Consider the following 24,205-nt stretch of genomic DNA (forward strand, 5'->3'; position numbering starts at 1 on the left):
GGGGTCGACAATCATCAAACTTTCATCAACCCCGCATAGCCTTCCCCGGCTATCGTCCGATGAGAAGATTTCGTGAGGACCGGGAGGCGCAGGGCACGTGTCAGGGACAGTACAGACCGTAGGCGGGGCGGCCGCTCCCGGTGAGGCGTTCCTCCTCGTCGTCGACGACGAGCCGAACATCCGCGAACTGCTCTCCGCCAGCCTGCGCTTCTCCGGATTCCGGGTCGCGTCGGCGGCGACCGGCGAGGAGGCCCTCGCCGCCGTCGCCGCCGAGCGGCCCGACCTCGTCGTCCTCGACGTGATGCTGCCCGACCTTGACGGCTTCACCGTCGTCGAGCGGCTGCGCGACCAGAGCCAGTGGCCGACGGCGGGCGAGCACGTGCCCGTCCTGCTGCTCACCGCCCGCGACGGCACCGGAGACAAGGTGCAGGGCCTCGCCCTCGGCGCCGACGACTACGTCACCAAGCCGTTCAGCCTGGAGGAGCTCATCGCCCGCATCCGGGCCATCCTCCGCCGGGCCGGCGGCCCCGCCGAGGACGGCCGGCTGATCGTCGCGGACCTCACCCTCGACCCGGTCGCCCACGAGGTCACCCGCGGCGGCCGGACGGTCTCGCTCTCCCCCACCGAGTTCAAGCTGCTGCACTACCTGATGGCCAACGTCGGCCGGGTGGTGTCCAAGGCGCAGATCCTCGACCACGTGTGGGCGTACGACTTCGGCGGCGACCTCTCCATCGTCGAGTCCTACATCTCCTACCTGCGCCGCAAGCTCGACTCCGGCGGCGCCGTGCACGGCCCCAAGCTGATCCACACCGTCCGCGGCATCGGCTACGCGCTGCGCCGGCCCCAGCAGGCCTGACCCGTGCTGGCCCGGCTCTCCCTGCGCGTCCGGCTGCTCGTGCTGGCCCTGCTGCTGGTCGCGACCGGCCTGGTGGTGAGCGACACCCTGGTGATCGGCACCGTCCAGAACCAGCTGATCGAGCGGACCGACCAGCAGCTGCGGCGCTTCGGCGAGCCGCTCGCCCGCCGCGTCCCCGGCCGGACACAGCAAACCCCGGGCCAGGGCACCGGCCAGCGGGCCGGAGCGGGCCAGCAGGGCGACGGCGCGGGCCAGGGCGCCGGGGCCGGCGCGGGCCGCCGGATCAACCAGTTCCTGCCCAGCCAGTACGTCGTCCAGTACCTCGGCGCGGACGGCGCGGTGGAGACGGTGCTGCGCCAGCCGGTCAGCGAATCCGACGGCGCGCCCTCCCTCACCGGCCTCACCGGCCGAAGACTGGAGCAGAGCCGGCTCACCGCCTTCGACGTCCCGGCCGAGCACGGCGGCGGCGAATGGCGCGTGCTGGTGCTGCCGGTCGACCCGTCCGCCGCCGTCGGCATGCCGGGCGCCGCCCCGAGCGCCGCCCCCGGCACGACCGCCGCGGCCCCCCAGGCCCAACCGCTGCCCTCCTACGTACTGGTGGCGGTCTCGCTGGACGACGTCCGGGGCACCGTCCACCGGCTGCGCACCGCGTTCCTGGCGATCGGCGGCGTCGTCCTGTTGCTGATCGCCGTGCTCGGGCTGTTCGCCGTCCGGGCCGGGCTGAGCCCGCTGCGCCGGATCGAGGAGGGCGCCGCCCGGATCGCCTCCGGCGAGCTCTCCCACCGGATGCCCGAACTCGCCCCCGGCACCGAGGTCGGCCGGCTGTCCGCGGCGCTCAACGGGATGCTGGCGCAGATCGAGGCGGCCTTCGCGGCCCGCGCCGAGTCCGAGGCCCGGATGCGCCGCTTCGTCGCCGACGCCTCGCACGAGCTGCGCACCCCGCTGGCCGGCATCCGCGGCTTCGCCGAACTGCACCGGATGGGGGCGCTGCCGGACACCGACCGGGCGATGGACCGGATCGAGGCGGAGGCCGTCCGGATGGGCGGCCTGGTCGAGGACCTGCTGATGCTGGCCCGGCTGGACGAGGAGCGCCCGCTCGACCTCGCCCCGATGGACCTGCGCACCCTCGCCGCGGACGCACTGCACGACCTGACCGCCCTCGATCCGGGACGCCCCGTCTCGCTCACCGGACCGGACGGCTCCGGCGCACCGCAGGCCGCGCCCGTCCTCGGCGACGAGTCGCGGCTGCGCCAGGTCGTCACCAACCTGGTCGGCAATGCGGTCAAGCACACCCCGGCGGGCACCGCGGTGCGGATCGGCGTCGGATCGGTGGACGGCCGCTGCCTGCTGGAGGTGGCCGACCGGGGCCCGGGGATGACGGGCGATCAGGCCTCCCTCGTCTTCGAGCGGTTCTACCGGGTGGACGCCTCGCGCAGCCGCCGGGAGGGCGGGGGAGCGGGCCTCGGCCTGGCCATCGCCTCCGCGCTGGTGGGCGCGCACGGCGGCACGCTGACGCTGGACACCGCGCCCGGCGCGGGCGCCGCGTTCAAGGTGCTGCTGCCCCGCCAGCTCTGACCCGCAGGCCCGCTGCCCGGCGCTGTCAAGTGCCGGGACGTCGAACCGGCCCTCCCGGCTGCCGGTTGTGAGGCCTCCGGATTCCGTCGGATCATCCGATGGACGCAAAACCACACCCCGCCGCATCTCCCGATGTAGGGGTGGTGCATACTGCGCTTGTGAACGTGTTCACGTTCACAAGCGGACAAGCTTGGCATGCTTCGACGCGGATGCGTGCTAGACACCCGATTGTCCGGCAAGGGCACATTTGTCAGGAGAGCGCTGTGGACCTAGCAGTCGCCCACGAGACCGTGGCGAGATGGCAGTTCGGCATCACCACCGTCTACCACTTCCTCTTCGTCCCGCTGACGATCAGCCTGGCCGCCACCGTCGCCGGCCTGGAGACCGCCTGGGTCCGTACCGGCAAGGAGAAGTACTTCCACGCCACCAAGTTCTGGGGCAAGCTCTTCCTGATCAACATCGCGATGGGCGTGGTCACCGGTATCGTCCAGGAGTTCCAGTTCGGCATGAACTGGTCCGACTACTCGCGCTTCGTCGGCGACGTCTTCGGCGCACCGCTCGCCATGGAGGCGCTGATCGCCTTCTTCTTCGAGTCCACCTTCATCGGCCTGTGGATCTTCGGCTGGGACCGGCTGCCGAAGAAGATCCACTGCGCCTGCATCTGGATGGTGGCGATCGGCACCGCGCTCTCGGCGTACTTCATCCTCGCCGCCAACTCCTGGATGCAGCACCCGGTCGGCTACCGGATCGACCCGGCCACCGGCAAGGCCCAGCTCACCGACATCGCCCGGGTCCTGTTCCAGAACACCACCCTTGTCCAGGTCTTCCACACCCTGACCGCCGCCTTCCTCACCGGCGCCGCCTTCGTGGTCGGCATCGCCTCGTACCACCTGTGGAAGGCCAAGCGGGGCAAGGTGGAGGACCGGAGGAAGACCGCCGCGATGCGCACCTCGCTGCGGGTCGGCCTGGTGATGGCCGTGGTCGCCGGCCTCGGCACCGCCGTCAGCGGCGACACCCTGGCCAAGGTCATGTTCGAGCAGCAGCCGATGAAGATGGCCGCCGCAGAGGCGCTCTGGGACACCCAGGCGCCCGCCCCCTTCTCGATCTTCGCGGTCGGCGACGTCTCCCAGGGCCGCAACTCGGTCGAGCTGGAGGTCCCCGGACTGCTGTCCTTCCTCGCCCACAGCGACTTCTCCACCGCCGTCCCCGGCATCAACGACACCGCGGAGGCCGAGGCCGCCAAGTACGGCGGGCAGCCCGAGGACTACATCCCCAGCATCTTCGTCACCTACTGGGGCTTCCGCCTCATGATCGGCTTCGGCATGACCTCCTTCGTCGCCGCGCTGATCGGCCTCTGGACGACCCGGCGGAAGTTCTGGCTCGCCGAGGAGTACCGCACCGGCGACGACGAACCGCCCCGCCTGATGCTGACCAAGCACCGCGAGATGAACACCTTCTTCACCCGGTGGAGCTGGCGGATCGGCATCCTCACCATGGGCTTCCCGCTGATCGCCAACAGCTTCGGCTGGATCTTCACCGAGATGGGCCGCCAGCCCTGGGTGGTCTTCGGCCTGATGAAGACGGCCAACGCCTCCTCCCCCAGCGTCGGCGTCGGCCTGCAGACCGCCTCGCTGATCACCCTCACGGCGCTCTACGCGATCCTCGCCGTCGTCGAGGTCGGACTGCTCGTCAAGTACGCCAAGCCGGGCCCGGACACCTCCGAGCAGCCACCCGCGAAGGACCCGGTCCTGCGCGGACCGTCCGACGGCGACGACGCCGACAAGCCCCTCGCCTTCGCCTACTGAGGACGGAAACGGCATGCACCTCCACGACCTCTGGTTCATCCTCATCGCCGTCCTGTGGACGGGCTACTTCTTCCTCGAGGGCTTCGACTTCGGCGTCGGCATCCTCACCCGCACCCTCGCCCGCAGCACCACCGAGCGGCGCGTCCTCATCAACACCATCGGCCCGGTCTGGGACGGCAACGAGGTCTGGCTGCTCACCGCGGGCGGCGCCACCTTCGCCGCCTTCCCCGACTGGTACGCCACCCTCTTCAGCGGCTTCTACATCCCGCTGCTGGTCATCCTGGTCTGCCTGATCGTCCGCGGCGTCGCCTTCGAGTACCGGGCCAAGCGCACCGAGGAGCGCTGGCAGCGCAACTGGGAGCAGGCCATCTTCTGGACCTCCCTGGTCCCCGCCTTCCTGTGGGGCGTCGCCTTCGCCAACATCGTGCACGGCGTCGACATCGACGCGCAGAAGAACTACACCGGCACCTTCTGGGACCTGCTGAACCCGTACGCGATCCTCGGCGGGCTCACCACCCTGGTGCTCTTCACCTTCCACGGCGCCGTGTTCGCCGCCCTCAAGACCGTCGGCGAGATCCGCGAACGCGCCCGGGCCCAGGCCCTGCAGCTCGGCATCGCCACCGCCGTCCTCGCCGCCGCGTTCCTGATCTGGACCCAGGCCGACTCCGGCGACGCCTGGAGCCTCGCCGCCCTGGTGGTCGCCGTCCTCGCCCTGGCCGGCGCCCTGGCCGCCAATCAGCTCGGTCGTGAGGGCTGGGCGTTCGCCCTCTCCGGCACCGCCGTGGCCGCCGCCACCGCCATGCTCTTCCTCGCCCTCTTCCCCGACGTCATGCCCTCCACCCTGAACCCGGCGTTCAGCCTCACCGTCGACAACGCCGCCTCCTCGCCGTACACCCTCAAGGTGATGACGGTCGTCGCCGTGGTCTTCACCCCGATCGTGCTGCTCTACCAGGGCTGGACGTACTGGGTGTTCCGCCGCCGGATCGGCGTCCAGCACATCCCCGCGGCAGTGCAGCACTGATGAAGCCCGTCGACCCCCGCCTGCTGCGGTACGCCGCCGCCACCCGCGCCTTCCTCGTCTGCTCCGTCCTGCTCGGCGGGGCGGGCGCGGTCCTGGTCGTCGTCCAGGCCGGACTGATCGCCGAGATCGTCGTCCGCGCCTTCCAGCAGCACCGGTACGACCTCACCGGGCCGCTGCTCGCCCTGGCCGCCACCGCGGCCGGGCGGGCGGCGGTCGCCTGGCTCACCGAACTCACCGCCCACCGCTCGGTCGCCCGGGTCAAGTCCACCCTCCGCGGACGGCTGCTCGACCACGCCACCGCCCTCGGCCCCGAGTACCTCGCAGGCCGCCGCACCGGAGAACTCGCCGCCCTCGCGACCCGCGGCATCGACGCCCTCGACGACTACTTCGCCCGCTACCTCCCGCAGCTCGCCCTCGCCGTCGTCGTCCCCGCCGTCGTGCTGGCCCGCATCCTCGGCGCCGACTGGGTCTCCGCCGCGATCATCGCCGTCACCCTGCCGCTGATCCCGCTGTTCATGGTGCTCATCGGCCTCGCCACCCAGGCCCGGATGGACCGGCAGTGGCAGCACCTCGCCCGGCTCTCCCACCACTTCCTGGACGTGGTCGCGGGCCTGCCCACCCTCAAGGTCTTCGGCCGGGCCAAGGCCCAGGCCCGCACCATCGCCAGGATCACCGACGACCACCGCCGCGCCACCCTGCGCACCCTGCGGATCGCCTTCGTCTCCTCCTTCGCCCTGGAACTGCTCTCCACCCTCTCGGTCGCCCTGGTCGCCGTCTCCATCGGCTTCCGGCTCGTCGACGGCAGCCTCGACCTGGAGACCGGGCTCCTCGTCCTCGTCCTCGCCCCCGAGGTCCACCTGCCGATCCGCCAGGTCGGCGCGCTCTACCACTCCAGCGCCGAGGGGCTCACCGCCGCCGGACAGGTCTTCGACGTCCTGGAGACCCCGCTGCCCGCCGCCGGCACCCGGCCCGTCCCGCCGCTCGCCGACGCGCAGATCGAACTGGACGGCGTCACCGTCACCCGCCCCGGCCGCAGCGCCCCCGCCCTCGACGGCGCCACCCTCACCCTGCAGCCCGGCACCACCACCGCCCTCACCGGCCCCAGCGGCGCCGGCAAGTCCACCCTGCTCGCCGTCCTGCTCGGCCTGGTCGGCCCCGACGCCGGCACCGTCCGGATCGGCGGCCACGACCTCGCCGACCTCGACCCGGCGGCCTGGCGGCAGCAGATCGCCTGGGTGCCCCAGCACCCCCACCTGTTCGCCGGCACCGTCGCCGACAACGTCCGGCTCGCCCGGCCCGGGGCCACCGACGACGAGGTCCGCGCCGCCCTCGCCGCGGCCCACGCCCTCGACTTCGCCGACCCGGACGCACTCCTCGGCGAGGGCGGCAGCGGCCTGTCCGCCGGACAGCGCCAGCGCCTCGCCCTCGCCCGCGCCCTGCTCACCGACCGGCCCCTGCTGCTGCTCGACGAGCCCACCGCCAACCTCGACCCCGCCAGCGAGGCCGCCGTCGTCGACGCCGTCCGCGCCCTGCACGGCACCCGGACGGTCCTGCTGGTCGCCCACCGGCCGGCCCTCCTCGACACCGCCGACCGCATCCACCACCTGCCCGGCCCCGCCGCCGACACCCCCGCCGCACCCCTGCCCGAGGCCCCCGCCCGGCCCGGCACCCGCGTCCGGCCCGCCGCCGACGACGACGAGCCCGAGCAGCGGCCGCCGACCCGGCCCCGGCTGGCCGCCGCCGTCCTGCTCGGCACCCTCGCCCTCGGCTGCGCCGTCGCCCTGCTCGGCACCTCGGGCTGGCTGATCTCACGCGCCTCCCAGATGCCGCCGGTGCTCCACCTGATGGTCGCCGTGACCGCCGTCCGCGCCTTCGGCATCGGCCGCTCCGTCTTCCGCTACGCCGAACGCCTGGTCTCCCACGACGCCGTCCTCAAGGCCCTCGCCGGGGTGCGCGTCGCCGTCTACCGCCGCCTCGAACGGCTCGCCCCCACCGGCCTCCCCGCCTACCGCCGCGGTGACCTGCTCGCCCGCCTCGTCGCCGACGTCGACGCCGTCCAGGACCACCACCTGCGCTGGCGGCTGCCCGCCGCGGTCGCCGTCCTCGTCTCGGCCGGCTCCGCCGCCGCCCTCGGCCTGCTGCTCCCCGCCGCCGGCGCCGTCCTCGCCGCCGGACTGCTGCTGGCCGGCGCCGCCGTCCCCGCCCTCGCCGCCCTGATCTCCGGCCGCGCCGAACGCCGGCAGGCCGCCGCCCGCGGCGCGCTCACCGCCTCCGTGGTCGACACCCTCACCGGCACCGCCGAACTCACCGTCGCCGGCGCCCTCCCCGGCCGGCTCGCCGCCGTCCGCCGCGCCGACGCCGACCTCACCGGCCTCGCCGCCCGCTCAGCCGCCGGCGCCGCCCTCGGCGCCGGGCTGACCGCCCTCGTCACCGGCCTCACCGTCGTCCTCTCCGCCGCCGCCGGCGTGTACGGCGTCGCCACCGGCGCCCTCCCCGGCGTCTGCCTCGCCGTCGTCGTCCTCACCCCGCTCGCCGCCTTCGAGGCCGTCGCCGGGATGCCCACCGCCGTCCGCTTCCGCGAGCGCAGCCGCACCGCCCGGGCCCGCCTCGACGAGGTCCTCGCCGCCCCCGAACCCGTCACCGAACCCGCCGACCCCCGACCGCTGCCCGCCGACCCGCTGCCGGTCACCGTCCGCGGCCTCACCGCCCGCTGGCCCGGACAGCAGACCGACGCCCTGCACGGCATCGACCTCGACCTCGCCCCCGGCCGCCGGATCGCCGTCGTCGGCCCCTCCGGCTCCGGCAAGACCACCCTCGCCCACGCCCTGCTGCGGTTCCTCGACCAGAGCGCCGGCAGCATCACCCTCGGCCCCGACGCCGTCGACACCCGCGCCCTCACCGGCGAGGACGTCCGCCGGGTCGTCGGGCTCTGTGCCCAGGACGCCCACGTCTTCGACAGCTCCCTGCGGGAGAACCTCCGGCTCGCCCGGCCCGACGCCGACGAGGCCGCCCTCCGGGACGCACTGGCCGCCGCCCGCCTGCTCCCCTGGGTCGACACCCTCCCCGACGGGCTCGACACCATGGTCGGCGAACACGGCGCCCGCCTCTCCGGCGGCCAGCGGCAGCGGCTCGCCCTCGCCCGCGCCCTGCTCGCCGACTTCCCCGTCCTGATCCTCGACGAGCCCGCCGAACACCTCGACCTGCCCACCGCCGACGCCCTCACCGCAGACCTGCTCGCCGCCACCGCAGGCCGCACCACCCTCCTCATCACCCACCGCCTCGCCGGCCTCGACGACACCACCGTCGACGAGGTCCTCGTCCTCGACCGCGGCCGCATCGCCGAACGCGGCCGCTGGTCCGACCTCACCACCCGCCCCGACACCCGCCTCGCCGCCCTCCTCCACCGAGAACTCGCCCTCCAGCCCTGACCGGCAGTGAGCCGGCCAGGGGCAGGCTGACCCGCAGGGGCGCGGGGAACTGCGCAATCCGAGAGCGGGCACCCTCGCGCTCACGGTGCGCCCCTGGTGGCGAGCCCTGAGGGCGCTCCCTTGCGGAGCTACGCTCGGGACATGGAGCCGCATCGCGTTCCCGAGATCGCCTCCCTCGGCCTGGAGACCCTGGTCAGCGAGGTGTCCGAGCGGCTGCAGTCGGCCGCTGCGGTCACCGACCGGATGCAGCGGCTGCTGGAGGCGGTGGTCTCCGTCGGCGTGGGCCTGGACCTCCATGCGACCCTGCAGCGGATCACCGCCGGGGCCGCGGAGCTGGTCGATGCCGAGTACGCCGCCCTCGGCGTGGTCTCCCCGCAGGGCACGGGCCTCTCCGACTTCATCCATGTCGGCATCGACGACCGCACGGCCGAGAGGATCGGCGCCCTCCCGTCCGGCCGGGGCATCCTCGGTGCCCTGATCGACCGCCCGGAGGCGCTGCGGCTGGCCGATCTGAGCCAGGACCCGCGTTCCGTGGGCTTCCCGCTGCACCATCCGCAGATGACGTCCTTCCTGGGGGTGCCGATCCGGGTCCGCGGCGAGGTGTTCGGCAATCTGTACCTGACCGAGAAGCAGGGCGGCGGCGGCTTCACCCCGGAGGACGAGCAGGTGGTGCAGGCGCTGGCCACGGCCGCCGGGGTGGCGATCGAGAACGCCCGGCTGTACGAGGCGGGCCGGCGGCGGGAGCGGTGGATCGCGGGTGCGGCGGCGGTCACGACCGCGCTGCTCTCCACGGACGAGGCCGAGGTCGCCCTGACGGTGGCCGCCGAGCAGGTCCGGGACCTGGCGGCCGGTGCGCTGGGGATGATCCTGCTGCCGACGGGCGACGGCCGGCTGAGGGTGGCGCACGCCTCGGGCGAGGCCGCCGAGTTCGTCCGCGGGGAGCTGATGCCGGAGGGCGGCTTCGCGGGGCGGCTGCTGGCGGGGGAGAGCGTCTACTTCGACGACATGTCCACCGATCCGGACGTGGTGATCCGGCTGGCCCGCCGGTTCGGCCCGGCGATGGCGGTGCCGATGGTGTCGGCGGGCCGGGTGCTGGGCGGTCTGGTGGTGTGGCGCAACCGGGGGGCGGCGCCGTTCACCGACGGCGAGAAGCAGCTCGCGCAGACCTTCGCCTCGCAGTCGGCGCTGGCGCTGCGGCTCGCGGAGGGCCAGCGGGACCAGCAGCGCCTGGCGGTCTTCCAGGACCGCGACCGGATCGCCCGGGACCTGCACGACCTGGTGATCCAGCGGCTGTTCGCGACCGGGATGATGCTGGAGGGCGCGGCCCGGCGGGCGGTCGTCCCGGAGGTGCGGACGGGCATCGGCAAGGCCGTGGACGAGCTGGACGCGACGATCCAGGAGGTCCGCACCACGATCTACGCCCTGCAGCACGACACCGGGGACGAGCCGGACACCCTGCGCACCCGGGTGCTGCGGGAGGCGAGCCAGGCCGGGGCGGCGCTCGGCTTCAAGCCGTCGGTGTGCTTCACCGGCCCGGTGGAGAGCCTGGTCGGGGAGGGGACGGGCCGCCAGTTGCTGGCCGCACTGCGGGAGATGCTCTCCAACACGGCGCGGCACGCCCGGGCGTCGCGGGTGGCGGTGGAGGTGGACGCCACCGTCCACCTGGACGCGGAGGGCCGGCCGCTCGCCGCGGACCCGCCGGCGCTGGAGAGCAGCCGGCCCGGTGTCCTGCTGACCGTCACGGACGACGGTGTGGGCATCCCGGAGGGCGGCCGCCGCAGCGGGCTGCGCAACCTGACCCGGCGGGCCGAGGCGCTCGGCGGGGACGCCTGGCACGAGGCCGGCCTGCGCGGCCGCGGCACCCGGGTCCGCTGGACGGCCCGGCTGTGAGCTCCCGCCCGCGGGCCGGAAGAGCGTCTCGGGGTCAGAAGAGCGTCTCGACCACGGCGGCGACGCCGTCGTCCTCGTTGCTGACGGTGTGCTGGGCGACGGCGGCGAGCACGTCCGGGTGGGCGTTGGCGACGGCGTAGGAGGTGCCGGCCCAGGCGAGCATCTCCAGGTCGTTCGGCATGTCGCCGAAGGCGACGACCTCGCTGCGGTCGATGCCCTGCTCCTTGCACCAGCGGGCCAGGGTGCTGGCCTTGGTGACCCCGGCGGCGCTGATCTCCAGCAGGCTGATCGGGCTGGAGCGGGTGATCTCGGCCAGGTGCCCGGCGGCCTCGCGGGCCCGGACGAGGAAGGTGTCCGGGTCGAGTTCGGAGTGCTTGGCGAGCACCTTGAACAGGCCGTCGACCTGTCCGCCGGCGATCAGCTCCTCGGCGCGGGCGACCGGGTGCTCCTTGTCGGACTCCCACATGACCAGGGTGTACTCGGGCTCGCGGGCGAAGCCGCCGGGGAACTCGAAGGCGAACGCGGTGCCGGGCAGCTCCTCGCGCAGGGCGCGGACCACCGCCAACGCCTCCTCGGGGCCGAGCGGGAAGGACTCCAGCAGTTCGCCGCGGTGCACGTCGACGACGGCGCCGCCGTTGGAGCAGATGGCCACGCCGTGCCCGCCGATGTGCCCGCTGAGCTGTGCCATCCAGCGCGGCGGCCGACCGGTCACGAAGACCACCTGCAGGCCGGCCCGCTCGGCGGCGGCGAGTGCGGCCGCCGTCCGGTCCGAGACGGTCCCGCCGCGGCACAGCAGGGTGCCGTCCAGGTCGGTGGCGATCAGGCGGGCGCGGGGCGGGGTGGCGGTCACCGGTCCATCTTCGCGTACGGCGGCGGCGCCCCGGGAGGGGGCGTTCCGCCCGGGAGGGACGGGGCCGCCCCTCCCGGGACCGGCTCAGCCCGCGTGCAGGGTGAGCGCGGCGGTGTGCAGTGTGCCGCCGGTCTGGAACTGCAGGTGGAGCCGCCAGTCGCCGGCCTTGGGCAGCTCGGCGTGGAAGGTCAGCTCGGGGCCGCCCGCGGCCCCCTCGGCGGCCTGCGGGTGCAGGTGGGCGAAGGCCTGGTCGCCGGCGTGGAAGGCGGTCAGGTGGGCGAAGGTGCCCAGGTAGGGCTGCAGGTCGGTGACCGGCTTGCCGTCCCGGGTGACGGTGGCCTTCAGCTCGCCGGCGGCGCCGGCCTTCGGGGAGCCGGTGACGGTGAGGGTGTAGCCGTCGGCGGTGGCCGTGCCGGAGGCGGGCGGGAGCGGGGTGTCGGCGGCGGAGCCGGGCACCGTGAGGGTGCGGCTGAGCACCAGGCCGCTGCCCCTGCCGGCGCCGGCGTCCGGGACGAAGGAGGCGTAGAAGCGCCAGTCGCCGGGCCGCAGCGCGGTCAGCGGGGCGGTCCAGGTGCCGTCGGCGGCCATCTCGGGGTGCAGGTGCTGGAAGCCGCTGAGGTCGGAGCGGATGGCGTAGAAGTGCATCGGCTTCGTCTGCTCCGGCTGGAAGGCGGTGAGCTTCGCACCGTCCGGGCCGGTGACGGCGAACCTGAGCTCGGCGGGGCTGCCGCCGGGCAGCTGTGCGGTCGCGAGGTCCAGCCGGTAGCCGGCCTGTTCGGCGGCGAGGCCGTCGCCGGCGGTGGCGTGCCCGTCCGCGGCGTGGCCGGTGTCGGTGTGGTCGCCGCCGTGGCCGGAGGCGCTGGCGTGGGTGTGGCCCTCCGCGCCGTGGTGCATCCCGGACATGCCGCCGCCGTTGGAGCCGCATCCGGCGAGGACGAGGGTCAGGACGGCGGCGGCAGCGGGGAGCAGGAGGCGGTTCTTCGTGGTCACGGTGGTTCTCCGAGGGTGCAGGCCCGCGACGGGGCCGTGGGAGTGCAGGACGCGGCGCCCGGGCCCCTGCGGGAGCCGGGTGGGTCGGTCAGGCCCGTGCCACGCACACCTTGAGCAGCAGGGTGCGGCCGCCGTCGGGCGGTGCCCGCCCGCCGTCCCGGGCGGCCGGTGCAGTGCTTGTTCCGCCCGGGCCCGCGTCCGCGCCGTCCGCGGGCAGCGGCGCCGGGCCCGGGGCGGTGGGGGAGGCGGTCACCCGCGCCTGGGTGGAGACGCAGTGGGTGCCGGTGCCCCAGGGCTGCGGCGGCCGGGCGGCGGACCCGCCCGGGGCGGTGTCGGCGGCGGCCGGCTGGTGCAGGTGCGACGGAGCGGCGGCGGCCGGCCGATCTCTTGGCAGCCGGCGGCCGCGGCGGTCGGGCTGCCGTGCATCAGGAAGAGGCAGAGCAGCAGCGCGCACAGCAGGGCCGCACGGGCGGCCGCCCGAGCGCCTGTCGTCCTGCCGTGCACCGCCCGCCCCCTCGCCGGCCTCCCACACATCGGCCCGACGATACCCCCTACCGGTATCGGGCACAGCGCTGGAGGCTCCCCTGGCGCGGCGCCGGGCGGCTACCGGTCGGGCAGCTTCGCCAGCAGGGCGGCCAGCGCCTTGCGGGACTGGTCGCGGGCGGCGGCCGCCCCCTGACCCTGCTCCACGTCCACGAACACGTCGACGACCACCGCGCCCTTGCGGGCCGCCAGGTGGACGAACGGGAACTCGCCCGCACCTCCGATCAGGACCGCCTGCCCCTCCTCGGCGTACACCTCGTCCGCGGCGGTCGTCCGCGGCGGCGCGACCTCGCGGGTGCCCCGGTACTTCCGGCCGTACTCCTGGTCGACGACCTCGGTACATCGCCGGGCGTCGGTCCGCAGCGCGGACACCGCCTCGTGCGCGTCCTCGGCCCGGACGTAGACGTCCGCCGTGGAGCGGGCGTACACCGCGACGCTCCTGCCGCCCGCCTGCGCGGGCAGGCGCACGGTGCGGGCCATGGTGCCGATCCGGCCCGTCCCCTGGGAGTTCGCCACGTACTCGCAGGAGGTGTCGACCATCCGCTCCACGAGCTGCGCCGACTCGTACGGCTCGCCGCCGACGAAGCCCGCCGCCCACTCCTGCGGCTTCAGCGCCACCGAGGCGGCCAGCGCCGGAGCGTCCGGCGCCTCCGCCACCAGCGGTGCACCCGACACCGAGGAGCCGGCGGCGGACGGGGCGGACGGGGCGGACGGCACCGGGGCGGCCGTGCCACTCCCGCCCGAACTGCTGCAGCCGGCCAGGAGCAGCGCGGAGGCGAGCCCGCAGACGGCAGCTGTCTTTCGTATGAATGGACTGGTCACGGAGAACAACTAAATCATCATCAGATCGCGAAAGCCGTCGGAATCGACGACCGCACATATGACAATGCGTCAAAACATGTACAACGAAATGGCACTACTCGGCAGTCCGCCCGCCACCCGTCCCCCTGTCATGCCCGGGGCATTCGCCGTGGCGGCCGATCCGGTCCCGAGCAGCCCGGGCGCCGTCAGAACGGGCTCATTTCATCCAGGGCCCGCTCCGCAGGCTCGATCATCGCCTTGACCCTCGGGGCGTCGTGGTTCGACGCCTGGGCGAGCAAGTTGTCGGCCTGCTCCACGAGGGGTCGGCAGCCGGGGCCCGGTCGCCGAGTCGGTTCCGCGGTACCGGGCAGACGCGGGGCATGGGAGAGATCCGTGTCGGTACGTGTTCATGGACGGACCGGGAGCTCGTGGCCAGTGGCTGGTACCCGGAGGGCCACCGCGGTGCGGAGGCCAGGCTGCGGTACTACACCGCGCAGTTCCCGGTGGTGGAGGTCGACGCCACCTACTACGGGCTGCCCAGCACCCGCAACGGCGTCCTGTGGGCGGAGCGCTCGCCGACCGGTTTCCGTTTCGACGTGAAGGCGTTCTCGCTGCTCACCGGACACCCGACCCGGTCGGGTGCGCTGCCGGCCGATCTGCGGCTGGCCCTCGCCCGGCAGCGCGGCCGGACGGAGCCGGACCCCGGACTGCTCGACGAGGTGTGGGGACGCTTCAGCGAGGCCCTCCAGCCCCTGCGCCGGGCGGAGCGCCTGGGGACCGTCCTCTTCCAGTTCCCCCCGCGGCTGGCCCCGGGCGGGCCGGCGGAGGCGTTCCTGCGCCGCTGCCGGGAGCGCACCGCGGGATGGCCCGTGGCCGTCGAGTTCCGGCACCCCGACTGGTGGCGGGAGGCGCACTTCGCCGCCACCGCCGACCTGTTGGCGGAGCTGGGGATGGCCGCCGTGGCCGTGGACATGGTGCAGACGCTCCCCGTGTCCGTACCCCCGGTCACCCCGGTCACCTCCGACCGGCTCGCGGTCGTGCGCTTCCACGGACGCAGCCCCGCCTGGAGGACCGGCTCGAAGGAGGACAGGTTCCGCCACGTTTACACGCCCGAGGAACTGGCGTCCTGGACACCCCGCATCCGCGCCATGGCCGACCGGGCCCGCGAGGTCCACGTCCTGTTCAACAACTGCTGCGGCGACGCGGCCGTCCGCGCCGCGGAGTCGATGCGCGATCTGCTCGCCACCCCTGCGGCGTCCGGGCCCGCGGACTGACGGGCACCGCGCACGACGTGGTGCCCCCGGCCGCCGTGGCCGCCCCGGACTCGCCCGCGGGGCGTACGCGTAGGGTCGGGGACATGCGACTGAGCACCGTGATCCTCCCCATCCACCGGTGGGGCGAGGGGCAGAAGATCTGGCGGCGGGCCGAGGACCTCGGCTTCCACGCCGCATACACCTACGACCACCTGTCGTGGCGGTCCTTCCGGGACGCGCCGTGGTTCGGCGCGGTGCCGACCCTGACGGCCGCCGCTGCGGCGACCGAGCGGATGCGGCTCGGCACGCTCGTCACCTCGCCGAACTTCCGGCACCCGGTGACCCTCGCCAAGGACCTGCTGACCGTCGACGACGTGTCGGACGGCCGGCTGACGGTCGGGATCGGGGCCGGCGGCGTCGGCTACGACGCGACGGCGATGGGGCAGGAGGCGTGGTCGCCGAAGGAGCGGGCGGACCGCTTCGCCGAGTTCCTGCCGCTCCTGGACGAGCTGCTGACCAGCGACGCCACCACCAGCGAGGGCCGCTACTACTCGGCCGTCGAGGCGCGGAACATCCCCGGCTGCGTGCAGCGGCCGCGCGTGCCGTTCTACGTGGCGGCGACCGGCCCCCGCGGGCTGAGGCTGGCCGCCGAGCACGGCCAGGGCTGGGTCACCTACGGCGACCCGCGCGGCCCGGCGGACGTGCCGGTCGACCAGGCCCCGGCGGTGATCGAGGCGCAGCTGGCCAAGCTCGCCGCGGCCTGCGAGGCGCAGGGCCGTGACGTCGCCGGGCTGGAGAAGGTGCTGCTGCAGGGCTCGACCGCGGAGAAGCCGCTGGCCTCGCTGGACGCCTTCGTCGACTGGGCCGGCACCTACCGGGAGCTCGGCATCACCGAGCTGGTGGTGCACTGGCCCGTCCCCGACTCGATCTTCGAGAACGACCTCGCCGTCTTCGAGAAGATCGCCGTCGAGGGCCTGGCCCAGCTGGGCTGACCCCGGGGCCCGTCCGGCCGCCGTCCCTCCTGCCTTCTACGCTTCGGTGTCGCGCCGCGCACTGCGGCGGTCGAGGGGAGAGGACCGGCGATGAGCAGCCACGGTGAATGGCAGGGGCCGCAGTTCGGCCCGGGCGGCGGCGGAGGGCAGGTGCCCTGGGGCCAGGCGGCCCCGGCACCGCAGCCGGGGGTGGTGCCGCTGCGTCCGCTGAAGGTCGGCGACGTCATCTCCGGCGTGTTCGCCACCCTGCAGCGCTACCCGGCGGCGCTGTTCGTCCCGCTGCTGTGGACGGCACTGGGTTCGCTGGTGGTGTTCGGTGCGCTGGCCGTCGTCGCCTTCCCGGTGCTGGACGGCCCGTACCGGGCGGTCACCGCGACGGAGACGCCCGCCACCGGTGACCTCGTCGCGCTGCTCTCGGTCGCGGCGGCCGCCTTCCTGGTGCTGGCGGCCGCGCTGACCGCCCTGTACGCGGTGTCCTCGGCCACCGCCACCGTGGTGCTCCGGTACGCGGTGATCGGCCGCCGGAAGTCCGGCCGGGAGATCTGGGCCGAGGCGCGGCCGGCCGTGTGGCGGGTCGTCGTCTCGCAGTTCCTCGTCGGCGGCATCGCCACCGGCATCGTGCTGGTCTCCTACCTGCCGGCGGTGCTGATCGGCATCGCCACCCACGGCGACCCGACCGCGGCGGTGGCGCTGCTCCTGGCCGTGCCCGGCTGGGCCGGTGCGGTCTACGTCCAGGTGCGCCTGGTGCTGGAGGTGCCGGTGCTGGTGATGGAGGACACCACCGCGCTCGCGGCGCTCCGCCGCGCCTGGCGGCTGAACGAGGGCAACTGGTGGCGCAGCTTCGGCATCCCGTACGTCGTCAGCCTGATCGGCTCGTTCGCCGCCCAGATCGTGCTGGCCCCGTTCATGGTGGTCGGCCTGGTGACGCTGTTCTCGTCCATGGGGGAGGACCCGGCCGACCCGTACGGCGAGCCCACGGCCCCGTCCCTCGGCGCCCTGGTGGTCATGCTGTTCTGCGTGGCGGTGGGCCTCGTGGCGGCCACCGCCCTGACCATGCCGCTGACCCCGCTGACCAACGGCCTGCTGTACATCGACCGCCGCATCCGCCGGGAGAGCCTGGACGTCTCGCTCGCCGCCGCGGCGGGTCTGCGTCCCTGGCCCGAGGCCGACGTCCCCGCCCAGGCAGGCCCGCCGGCCGACGGCCCGTCGGCAGCCGAACCGGGGGCGGCGAAGCCCGGAACCGGCGAGGAGTGACACCGGCGGAACTGCCGCACCGTTGCGGTTCGATCACGACGTGTCGGACATGTGCGGGCGTCGAGCGGAATGTCTCGAACAACTCTGTTGTCGCCTCAGGCAACGGACTCTCATAATTCCCGGACACGCGTGGTCAGAGGCTCGGACGTCGGCGAACCGGGGGTGACCCGTCCGGCCCGCGCGCGGCAATCCGTTTGCCTTTCTGGGGAGTCCCTTGTCTGCGCCCGACAACGCGCCGCCCGAGCCTGCCGTGCCGCCGGCGGCCGCCGACGCACCTGCCGCCCACGCACCCGCCGAGCCCACTGCCGAATCCGCCGTCGAGGCCCCGGCCGACCGGGTGCCCGATGCCGGGCAGCCCGGCACCGTCCCCGAGGGCGGCGCCGAGGCGGCCACCGCCCGCCGGTCGCCGCGGTCGGTGGCGCTGGCGGCGGCCGGCCTGTTCGCCGTGACCGCCCTCAGTGCCACCGCCACGGTGGCGGTCGGCCGTCCGGACAACACGGTGCAGGCCGCGGCCCCCGCCGCCACTGTCTCCGCGTCGGCCTCCGGCGCCTCCGCCTCCGCGTCCCCGAGCGTGGCGGCCTCGCCCACGGCGAAGCCCTCCGCGGCACCCGTGCCGACCAGCACCCTGCACGGCACGGTCGACGGCTCCACGCACGGCGGCGACATCCGCTACTTCCTGCTGCCGCTGCCGGCCGGCGCCGAGTCCTACGGCTCCCCGGACGGTGCCAAGCTGAGCACCGACGAGGTCTCCGAGGAGTTCAGCAACCCGTCCGAGATGCCGGAGGTCCTGCGCTCGTACGGCTACAAGAACGACGCAGCCGAGCGCCGCTACCGCACCGCGGACGGGACGCAGGAGGTGTACGTCCGCCTGATGCGCTTCAAGAGCCGCCAGATGGCCAAGGAGTTCGCCGCCGGGCTGACCTTCAAGCACGGGGACACCTTCGACATCCCCGGTGACGGCGCCGCCCAGGGCATCATGCTCAAGCCCGAACAGGAGGCCTGGACCGGCGAGATGGTCGGCGTCTCCTTCTCCGGCGACATCGAGTACGAGGTCACCGTGTACGTGAAGGGCACCCCGGACAAGGCGCTGCTGGTCGACGCCATGAAGCGCCAGCGCGAGCGGCTGGCCTCCGGTGGCTGAGCCCAGGCCGGGGACGGACCCGGCACCCTCCCCCTCCGACCAGGAGCACCCCGTGACCACCGAGACCCCGGCGACCCCGGTACCCGACGAGCCCGCGCCGCCGCAGCCCGCACCGGTCGCGGCCGACGGCACGTCAGACCCCGCCGACCCCGTCGACACCCCTGAATCCGCCGACGCGCCCGGGACCCCCGAGGCCGCCGACGCACCCGATGCCGCGTCACCGTCCGGCTCCCCCGCTGCCCGGACGCCTCGGACGGCCCGGCTGATGCTCGCCGCCGTGCTGCTCGGTCCGGTGCTCGGCGCCGGCGTCGGCTACGCCGTCCAGGCCGCGCGTCCGCAGACGCCGCTGCCGCCGCTGGCCGTCGACACCCTGCACTACCCGACCGCGCCGCTCGACCCGGCGCTCGCCGCGGCCGCCGAGCCCAAGCCGCTCGCAATCGACGGCGACCTGCGCAAGCTGCTCGTCGACCGGCCCGCCGATGCCCAGGAGTGGGACAACAACGGGTTCGGCGACGCGTCGGGCTGGCTGCGGGCCGGCGACAAGGCGATGCTGGTCGGCAATTCGGAGCGCGAGTTCCGCCGTCTGATGCAGTACCACTTCCGCCGGGACGCGCTGCTCGCCTACCGCCGCGGCGACGTCCTCTACCGGATCGAGCTCATCCAGTTCGGGCCGGACGACATCGGCCCGGCGACCGTGGCCTACACGATCGGCGTCCCGGAGGACGGCGGGAAGATCGACGGCACGGTCAACGGACAGTACGAGGCCCCCAAGAAGGCCTCGCACTACGCCGAGAGCACCGAGCAGTACTACTACGGCCTGGCGACCGCCGTCCGCGGCTCGGTGGTCATGCGGATCACGGTCTTCTCCCCGAACCCGGTCGATGCCAACGAGATCAAGGACCTGGCGAAGCGTCAGTGGGAGCGGCTGAAGTGAGCGACACCACCATGAACCCGGCCGGCGCCGAGCCCGCGGCGCAGCCCGAGCCCACCCTGCCCGTCCCGGCGGCGCAGCCCGGGCCGGCCGCACCGGAGCCCGCTGTGCACGCCCCTGTCGAGCCCGGGCCGGCCGCACCGGAGCCCGCTGTGCACGCCCCTGTCGAGCCCGGGCCGGCCGGACGGCGGGCCGGCTTCGCCGTCCGTGCCGCCGCCTCCGTGGCCGCCGCCGCGCTGCTCGGCGTGGGCGTCGGCCTCGGCATCCTGGAGGTCGGCTTCGACGACGCCCCGGCGCCCGCGGCCGCGACCGCGCAGCCGTCCGGCGCGCCGACCGCCTCGGCGGGCCCGGCCTTCGGCGCGCAGCAGAACGGCACCCACTTCGGCTCGATGCGCGACCTGCTGCTGCCGGTGCCCGCCGGCTTCCGGCTCGGTGCGGACTCGGGCGCGTTCGGCAACGACACCGAGCTGACCGAGGCCCAGCGCAAGGCCTGGGTGGAGGACGAGGTCCGCGGCCTGCCCGCCAAGCTGCAGGACGCCGTCCGCAAGGCCTGGCAGGAGATCCCGCTGAAGGGCGGCGGTGTCCGCAGCTTCGCGGCCGAGGACGGCAGCATGCAGGCGACCGTCTGGCTGCTGCAGTACCACCAGGCCGCGGTCAAGGCGCACGACGCCTGGGTCGCCGCGCTGGGGTCGGACTCCGGCCTGTTCCGGGTCGGACCGCCGATCCCCGGCCACCCCGAGGCGCACTGCTACCTGCCGGACCTCGCCCCGGGCGCGGAGATCGACGAGCTGGAGTGCTCGGCCGCGCTCGGCGACCTGCGGGTGGTGCTCCACGTCGAGGGCATCGCCCCGCTGCCGAAGGACCGGATCGTCCCCCTCTTCGCCCAGCAGCTCGACCGGCTGGCCATCCCCGGAGCGTCCGCATGACCGACACCACCGGCCACGTGCCCGCGGCGGCATCCCCGGCCGTTCCCACCGCGGCGCCGGAGGCCCTTGCCGCGCCCCCGGCTGCCGCTGTGCCGCCGCAGCCCGGGCCCGAGCAGCCGGGGCCGCCGCCCGCGGTGGCCGGCGACGCCTGGAGCCTCGCCCCGGAGCTGCTGGAGGCCGCCGCCTCCGACCGCCGCCGCACCCGCGCCGCCCTGCTGCGCTGGGGCGCGGTCGCGCTGGTCCTGCTGCTGTCCGGCACGGCCGCGGCGCTGGCCGTCACCGCGCCGGACCGCACCGACATCCCCGGCCTGGCCACCCCCGAGGACGGCCGGTACGCCTTCCCGCCGCTGACGCTCCCCCGACTGCCCTCGGGCAAGCCCGACCCGGGGCAGGTGGACGCCGGCGGTCGGCACTACGCCGACCTGCGCGGGCTGCTGCTGCCGCCGCCGCGCGGCGCCGTGCTCGAACAGCCGGCGGCGCCGGGGAAGGCCGCGACCTCCGCCGCGGGCAGCGCCGCGCCGAGCGGTGCGAGCGCAGCCGCGGCCGGTGTGCCGTGGCTGGCGTGCACCGACTACGCCGCGGGCGACGGCGCCCGGGCCAGGCTCGACGCGGCGATGGCCGAGTACGCCTGCCGTGCCGCCACCCGCCGGACCTGGACGGCGGCCGACGGCACCCGCACCGACATCTGGCTGTTCCGGTTCGGCTCGCAGACGGAGGCGCGCGGGATGTTCGGCGAGATCGGCTGGTCGGAGCCGAAGGGCGTCCCCGCGCTGCACAGCGCCGACGTCGAGGTCGACCCGTCGCTCCCCGCGGCGGCACTCACCGCGCAGGCGGGCGACCAGAAGGCGAAGAACGGGCCGACCGCCCGGGCGGCGTACCTGCAGCAGGGCGACGTGGTCGCCGGCATCGTGATGACCAACCCGGACGGGGTCGCCGTCCAGGCCTACCGTCAGGTCGCGCTGCTGCAGTCGCAGATGCTGCGCTGACGAACCGCCCCGGCGCCGACCGGGCCCCGGCCGTGCGGAGGGGGCGACCCCTAGGGGACGCCCCCTCCGCGTCATCCCGAAGGATCAGGGCGGGCTCGTCATCCCAGCTCATTCCCGTGCGGGCGCGGCACCACTACGTTGAGGGACGTGTCCACTGTCATCGCAACGGACGGCCTCACCAAGAGGTTCCCGCGGGTCACCGCCCTCGACCAGCTGACCGTAGAGGTGCAGCCCGGGGTGGTCGGCCTGGTGGGCGCCAACGGGGCGGGCAAGTCCACCCTCATCAAGATCCTGCTCGGGCTCTCCCCGGCGACCTCCGGCACCGGCCGCGTGCTCGGCCTGGACATCGCCACCGAGGGCGCCGCGATCCGCGAGCGCGTCGGCTACATGCCCGAGCACGACTGCCTGCCGCCGGACGTCTCCGCGACGGAGTTCGTGGTGCACATGGCGCGGATGTCCGGCCTGCCGGCCGCCGCCGCCCGCGAACGCACCGCCGACATCCTGCGCCACGTCGGCCTCTACGAGGAGCGGTACCGCCCGATGGGCGGCTACTCGACCGGCATGAAACAGCGGGTCAAGCTCGCCCAGGCACTCGTCCACGACCCGCAGCTGGTGCTGCTCGACGAGCCGACCAACGGCCTCGACCCGGTCGGCCGCGACGACATGCTGGGCCTGATCCGCCGGGTGTACACCGACTTCGGCATCTCCGTGCTGGTCACCACCCACCTGCTCGGCGAACTGGAGCGCACCTGCGACCACCTGGTCGTCATCGACGGCGGCCGGCTGCTGCGCTCCTCCTCCACCGCCTCCTTCACCGAGGCCACCCAGCTCCTCGCGGTCGAGGTCACCGACCACCCGCAGGACGAGATCGCCGATCCGGACGCCGCCGTCCGCGAGCGGCTGGCCGCCGCCGGGCTGACCGTCGGCACCGACGGCTCCCGCATCCTGCTCGTCGAGATCAAGGACGAGAGCACCTACGACACCGTCCGCGACACCGTGGCCGACCTCGGGCTCGGCCTGGTGCGCCTGGAACAGCGCCGCCACCGGGTCGCCGAGATCTTCACCCAGCCCGCGCACGGCACCGAGCGGACGGGAGGTCCCGCAGATGCAGCCGTCTCCTGACGCCCGCACCGCCGCCGACAGCGGCGTGATCCACAACATCGGCTACCGCCGGTACGAGGGGCCCCGGCTCGGCCGCGGCTACGCCACCTGCTCGCTGTACGAGCAGAGCCTGCGCGCCGCCTTCGGGCTCGGCCGCTCCGGGCGCTCCAAGGTGCTGCCCATGATCGTCCTGGCGCTGCCGCTGATGATCGCCGTCGTCGTGGCGGCCGTTCAGATCGTCATGAAGATCGAGAAGCCGATCCTGGACTACACCGAGTTCCTCGACGCCACCGGCATGCTGACCTGGATCTTCCTGGCCGCCCAGGCGCCGGTGCTGCTCTCCAGGGACCTCCGCCACAACACCGTCCCGCTGTACTTCTCCCGCCCGATCACCCGCGCCGACTACGTGCGGGCGAAGTTCGCCGCGATGATCAGCGCGATGATGATCGTCATGGCGGCGCCGCTGCTGGTGCTGTACCTCGGCTCGCTGCTCGGCCGCCAGGACTTCGGCCACCACACCGGCCACCTGTTCTTCGGCCTGGCCACCGCACTGCTGTACGCGGTGGTGGGCTCCTCGATCGGCCTGCTGATCGCCGCCTGCACTCCGCGCCGCGGCTTCGGCGTCGCCTCGATCATGGGCGCGATGGTGGTCAGCAGCGGCATCGCCCTGATCGTCTACGCGCTGGGCGGGGGCGACTACGCCGACGTCCCGGAGAAGGCCAACTGGGCCGCGATGCTCTCCCCGAGCTGGCTCGTCCAGGGCTTCACCAACCAGGTCTTCGGCCTGGTCGCCAACTCGCGCGTGGTGCACGCCCCCGGTGCCGGTGCCGCCGTGCTCTTCGGCGCGGAGATCGTGCTGCTCACCGTCGCCTGCTACTGGTTCACCGACCGCCGCTACCGGAAGATCTGAGAGCTCGCCATGGCAGTCATCACCATCGACCGGGTCTCCCGCTGGTTCGGCAACGTCGTCGCCGTCAACGACGTCTCGATGCAGATCGGGCCCGGCGTCACCGGCCTGCTCGGCCCGAACGGCGCCGGCAAGTCCACCCTCATCCACATGATGAGCGGCTTCCTGCCGCCGTCCGCCGGCGAGGTCGCGCTGGACGGCGTGCCGATCTGGCGCAACCAGGAGGCGTACCGGGCGATCGGGCTCGTCCCCGAGCGCGAGTCGATGTACGACTACCTGACCGGCTGGGAGTTCGTCCTCGCCAACGCCGAGCTGCACGGCCTCGCCGACCCGGCCGCGGCCGCCCGCCGCGCCCTCGCCCTGGTCGAGATGGAGTACGCCCAGGACCGCAAGACCGGCACCTACTCCAAGGGCATGAAGCAGCGGGTCAAGATGGCCTCCGCGCTCGTCCACGACCCGGCCGTGCTGCTGCTCGACGAGCCGTTCAACGGCATGGACCCGCGCCAGCGGCTCCAGCTGATGGAGCTGCTGCGCCGCTTCGGCGCCGAGGGCCGCACCGTGCTGTTCTCCTCGCACATCCTGGAGGAGGTCGAGCAGCTCGCCCGGCACATCGAGGTCGTGGTGGCCGGGCGGCACGCCGCCTCCGGCGACTTCCGCAAGATCCGGCGGCTGATGACCAACCGCCCGCACCGCTACCTCGTCCGCTCCAGCGACGACCGCCGGCTGGCCGCCGCCCTGATCGCGGACGGCTCCACCACCGGCATCGAGTTCGACGGGCAGGAGCGCGCCCTGCGCATCCAGGCGGTCGACTTCCAGGGCTTCACCACCCTGCTCCCCCGGGTCGCCCGGGACGCCGGCATCCGTCTGTACACCGTGTCCCCGGCCGACGAGTCGCTGGAGAGCGTCTTCTCCTACCTCGTCGCTTCTTGACCAGACCACCGAACCACGCCCGAAG

The 24,205-nt window shown here is 74.2% G+C and carries 20 protein-coding genes; 16 read left to right on the top strand and 4 right to left on the bottom strand.

All coding sequences use genetic code 11. The annotated features are described in order from the left end of the window. The first annotated feature begins 97 nt into the window (after positions 1 to 97). The 6 genes from ACQ614_RS19225 (at position 98) to ACQ614_RS19250 (ending at position 10,575) form a co-directional block, all read left to right on the top strand. Positions 98 to 856 carry a response regulator transcription factor gene (locus tag ACQ614_RS19225; protein WP_431679757.1) on the top strand — a complete coding sequence of 253 codons (759 nt, stop codon included), beginning with the start codon at positions 98 to 100 and terminating at the stop codon, positions 854 to 856. A 516-nt stretch (positions 857 to 1,372) separates the two neighbouring features. After that, positions 1,373 to 2,431: a sensor histidine kinase gene (locus tag ACQ614_RS19230; protein WP_431683964.1), complete on the top strand. Its 1,059-nt coding sequence runs from the start codon at positions 1,373 to 1,375 to the stop codon at positions 2,429 to 2,431. A 263-nt stretch (positions 2,432 to 2,694) separates the two neighbouring features. Then, positions 2,695 to 4,236: a cytochrome ubiquinol oxidase subunit I gene (locus tag ACQ614_RS19235; RefSeq protein ID WP_431679758.1), complete on the top strand. Its 1,542-nt coding sequence runs from the start codon at positions 2,695 to 2,697 to the stop codon at positions 4,234 to 4,236. 13 nt (positions 4,237 to 4,249) lie between these two features. Beyond that, positions 4,250 to 5,257 (top strand): cytochrome d ubiquinol oxidase subunit II, encoded by a 1,008-nt coding sequence (gene cydB / locus ACQ614_RS19240; RefSeq protein WP_431679759.1) that lies wholly within the window; start codon positions 4,250 to 4,252, stop codon positions 5,255 to 5,257. Then, complete coding sequence (gene cydD, locus ACQ614_RS19245; RefSeq protein WP_431679760.1) at positions 5,257 to 8,685, top strand: thiol reductant ABC exporter subunit CydD; 3,429 nt, start codon at positions 5,257 to 5,259, stop codon at positions 8,683 to 8,685. The genes cydB and cydD overlap by 1 nt, the downstream gene beginning before the upstream one ends. Before the next feature lie 243 nt (positions 8,686 to 8,928). Beyond that, positions 8,929 to 10,575, top strand: coding sequence for a GAF domain-containing protein (locus ACQ614_RS19250; protein WP_431683965.1), 1,647 nt, complete (start codon positions 8,929 to 8,931; stop codon positions 10,573 to 10,575). Between the two features lie 34 nt (positions 10,576 to 10,609). On the opposite strand, the gene ACQ614_RS19255 is transcribed toward ACQ614_RS19250, so the two are convergent. The 4 genes from ACQ614_RS19255 to ACQ614_RS19270 form a co-directional block, all read right to left on the bottom strand. After that, positions 10,610 to 11,425, bottom strand: coding sequence for an HAD family hydrolase (locus ACQ614_RS19255; protein ID WP_431679761.1), 816 nt, complete (start codon positions 11,423 to 11,425; stop codon positions 10,610 to 10,612). Positions 11,426 to 11,509: 84 nt separating this feature from the next. Further along, on the bottom strand, positions 11,510 to 12,415 hold the full coding sequence (locus tag ACQ614_RS19260; protein WP_431679762.1) for a hypothetical protein: 906 nt from the start codon (positions 12,413 to 12,415) through the stop codon (positions 11,510 to 11,512). A gap of 88 nt (positions 12,416 to 12,503) precedes the next feature. Continuing rightward, on the bottom strand, positions 12,504 to 12,668 hold the full coding sequence (locus ACQ614_RS19265) for a hypothetical protein (protein WP_431679763.1): 165 nt from the start codon (positions 12,666 to 12,668) through the stop codon (positions 12,504 to 12,506). Positions 12,669 to 13,018: 350 nt separating this feature from the next. Then, positions 13,019 to 13,780, bottom strand: coding sequence for a hypothetical protein (locus ACQ614_RS19270; protein WP_431679764.1), 762 nt, complete (start codon positions 13,778 to 13,780; stop codon positions 13,019 to 13,021). Between the two features lie 359 nt (positions 13,781 to 14,139). On the opposite strand from ACQ614_RS19270, the gene ACQ614_RS19275 reads away from it, so the two are divergent. The 10 genes from ACQ614_RS19275 to ACQ614_RS19320 all read left to right on the top strand — a co-directional run bounded on the left by ACQ614_RS19275 (position 14,140) and on the right by ACQ614_RS19320 (position 24,180). After that, positions 14,140 to 15,033 carry a DUF72 domain-containing protein gene (locus ACQ614_RS19275; protein WP_431679765.1) on the top strand — a complete coding sequence of 298 codons (894 nt, stop codon included), beginning with the start codon at positions 14,140 to 14,142 and terminating at the stop codon, positions 15,031 to 15,033. 83 nt (positions 15,034 to 15,116) lie between these two features. Beyond that, a complete protein-coding gene (locus ACQ614_RS19280) occupies positions 15,117 to 16,004 on the top strand; it encodes an LLM class flavin-dependent oxidoreductase (RefSeq protein ID WP_431679766.1) in 888 nt (295 codons plus the stop codon). Positions 16,005 to 16,094: 90 nt separating this feature from the next. Beyond that, positions 16,095 to 17,258, top strand: coding sequence for a hypothetical protein (locus ACQ614_RS19285; RefSeq protein ID WP_431679767.1), 1,164 nt, complete (start codon positions 16,095 to 16,097; stop codon positions 17,256 to 17,258). A gap of 214 nt (positions 17,259 to 17,472) precedes the next feature. Next, the gene (locus ACQ614_RS19290; protein WP_431679768.1) at positions 17,473 to 18,399 is read left to right on the top strand and encodes a hypothetical protein; all 927 of its coding nucleotides are present in this window, start codon (positions 17,473 to 17,475) and stop codon (positions 18,397 to 18,399) included. A gap of 52 nt (positions 18,400 to 18,451) precedes the next feature. Continuing rightward, positions 18,452 to 19,333 carry a hypothetical protein gene (locus ACQ614_RS19295; protein WP_431679769.1) on the top strand — a complete coding sequence of 294 codons (882 nt, stop codon included), beginning with the start codon at positions 18,452 to 18,454 and terminating at the stop codon, positions 19,331 to 19,333. Next, entirely contained in the window at positions 19,330 to 20,256 is a 927-nt protein-coding gene (locus tag ACQ614_RS19300; RefSeq protein WP_431679770.1) for a hypothetical protein, read from the top strand. Before ACQ614_RS19295 ends, ACQ614_RS19300 begins: the two co-directional genes overlap by 4 nt. Further along, on the top strand, positions 20,253 to 21,242 hold the full coding sequence (locus tag ACQ614_RS19305) for a hypothetical protein (protein ID WP_431679771.1): 990 nt from the start codon (positions 20,253 to 20,255) through the stop codon (positions 21,240 to 21,242). The genes ACQ614_RS19300 and ACQ614_RS19305 overlap by 4 nt, the downstream gene beginning before the upstream one ends. 147 nt (positions 21,243 to 21,389) lie before the next feature. Next, positions 21,390 to 22,364, top strand: a complete 975-nt coding sequence (locus ACQ614_RS19310; protein WP_431679772.1) for an ABC transporter ATP-binding protein — start codon at positions 21,390 to 21,392, stop codon at positions 22,362 to 22,364. Next, positions 22,348 to 23,253, top strand: a complete 906-nt coding sequence (locus tag ACQ614_RS19315) for an ABC transporter permease (protein ID WP_431679773.1) — start codon at positions 22,348 to 22,350, stop codon at positions 23,251 to 23,253. Before ACQ614_RS19310 ends, ACQ614_RS19315 begins: the two co-directional genes overlap by 17 nt. 9 nt (positions 23,254 to 23,262) lie before the next feature. After that, positions 23,263 to 24,180, top strand: a complete 918-nt coding sequence (locus ACQ614_RS19320) for an ABC transporter ATP-binding protein (protein WP_431679774.1) — start codon at positions 23,263 to 23,265, stop codon at positions 24,178 to 24,180. Positions 24,181 to 24,205: the final 25 nt, after the last annotated feature.

The organism is Kitasatospora dryopteridis (genome assembly GCF_050749075.1).
Classification (GTDB): domain Bacteria; phylum Actinomycetota; class Actinomycetes; order Streptomycetales; family Streptomycetaceae; genus Kitasatospora.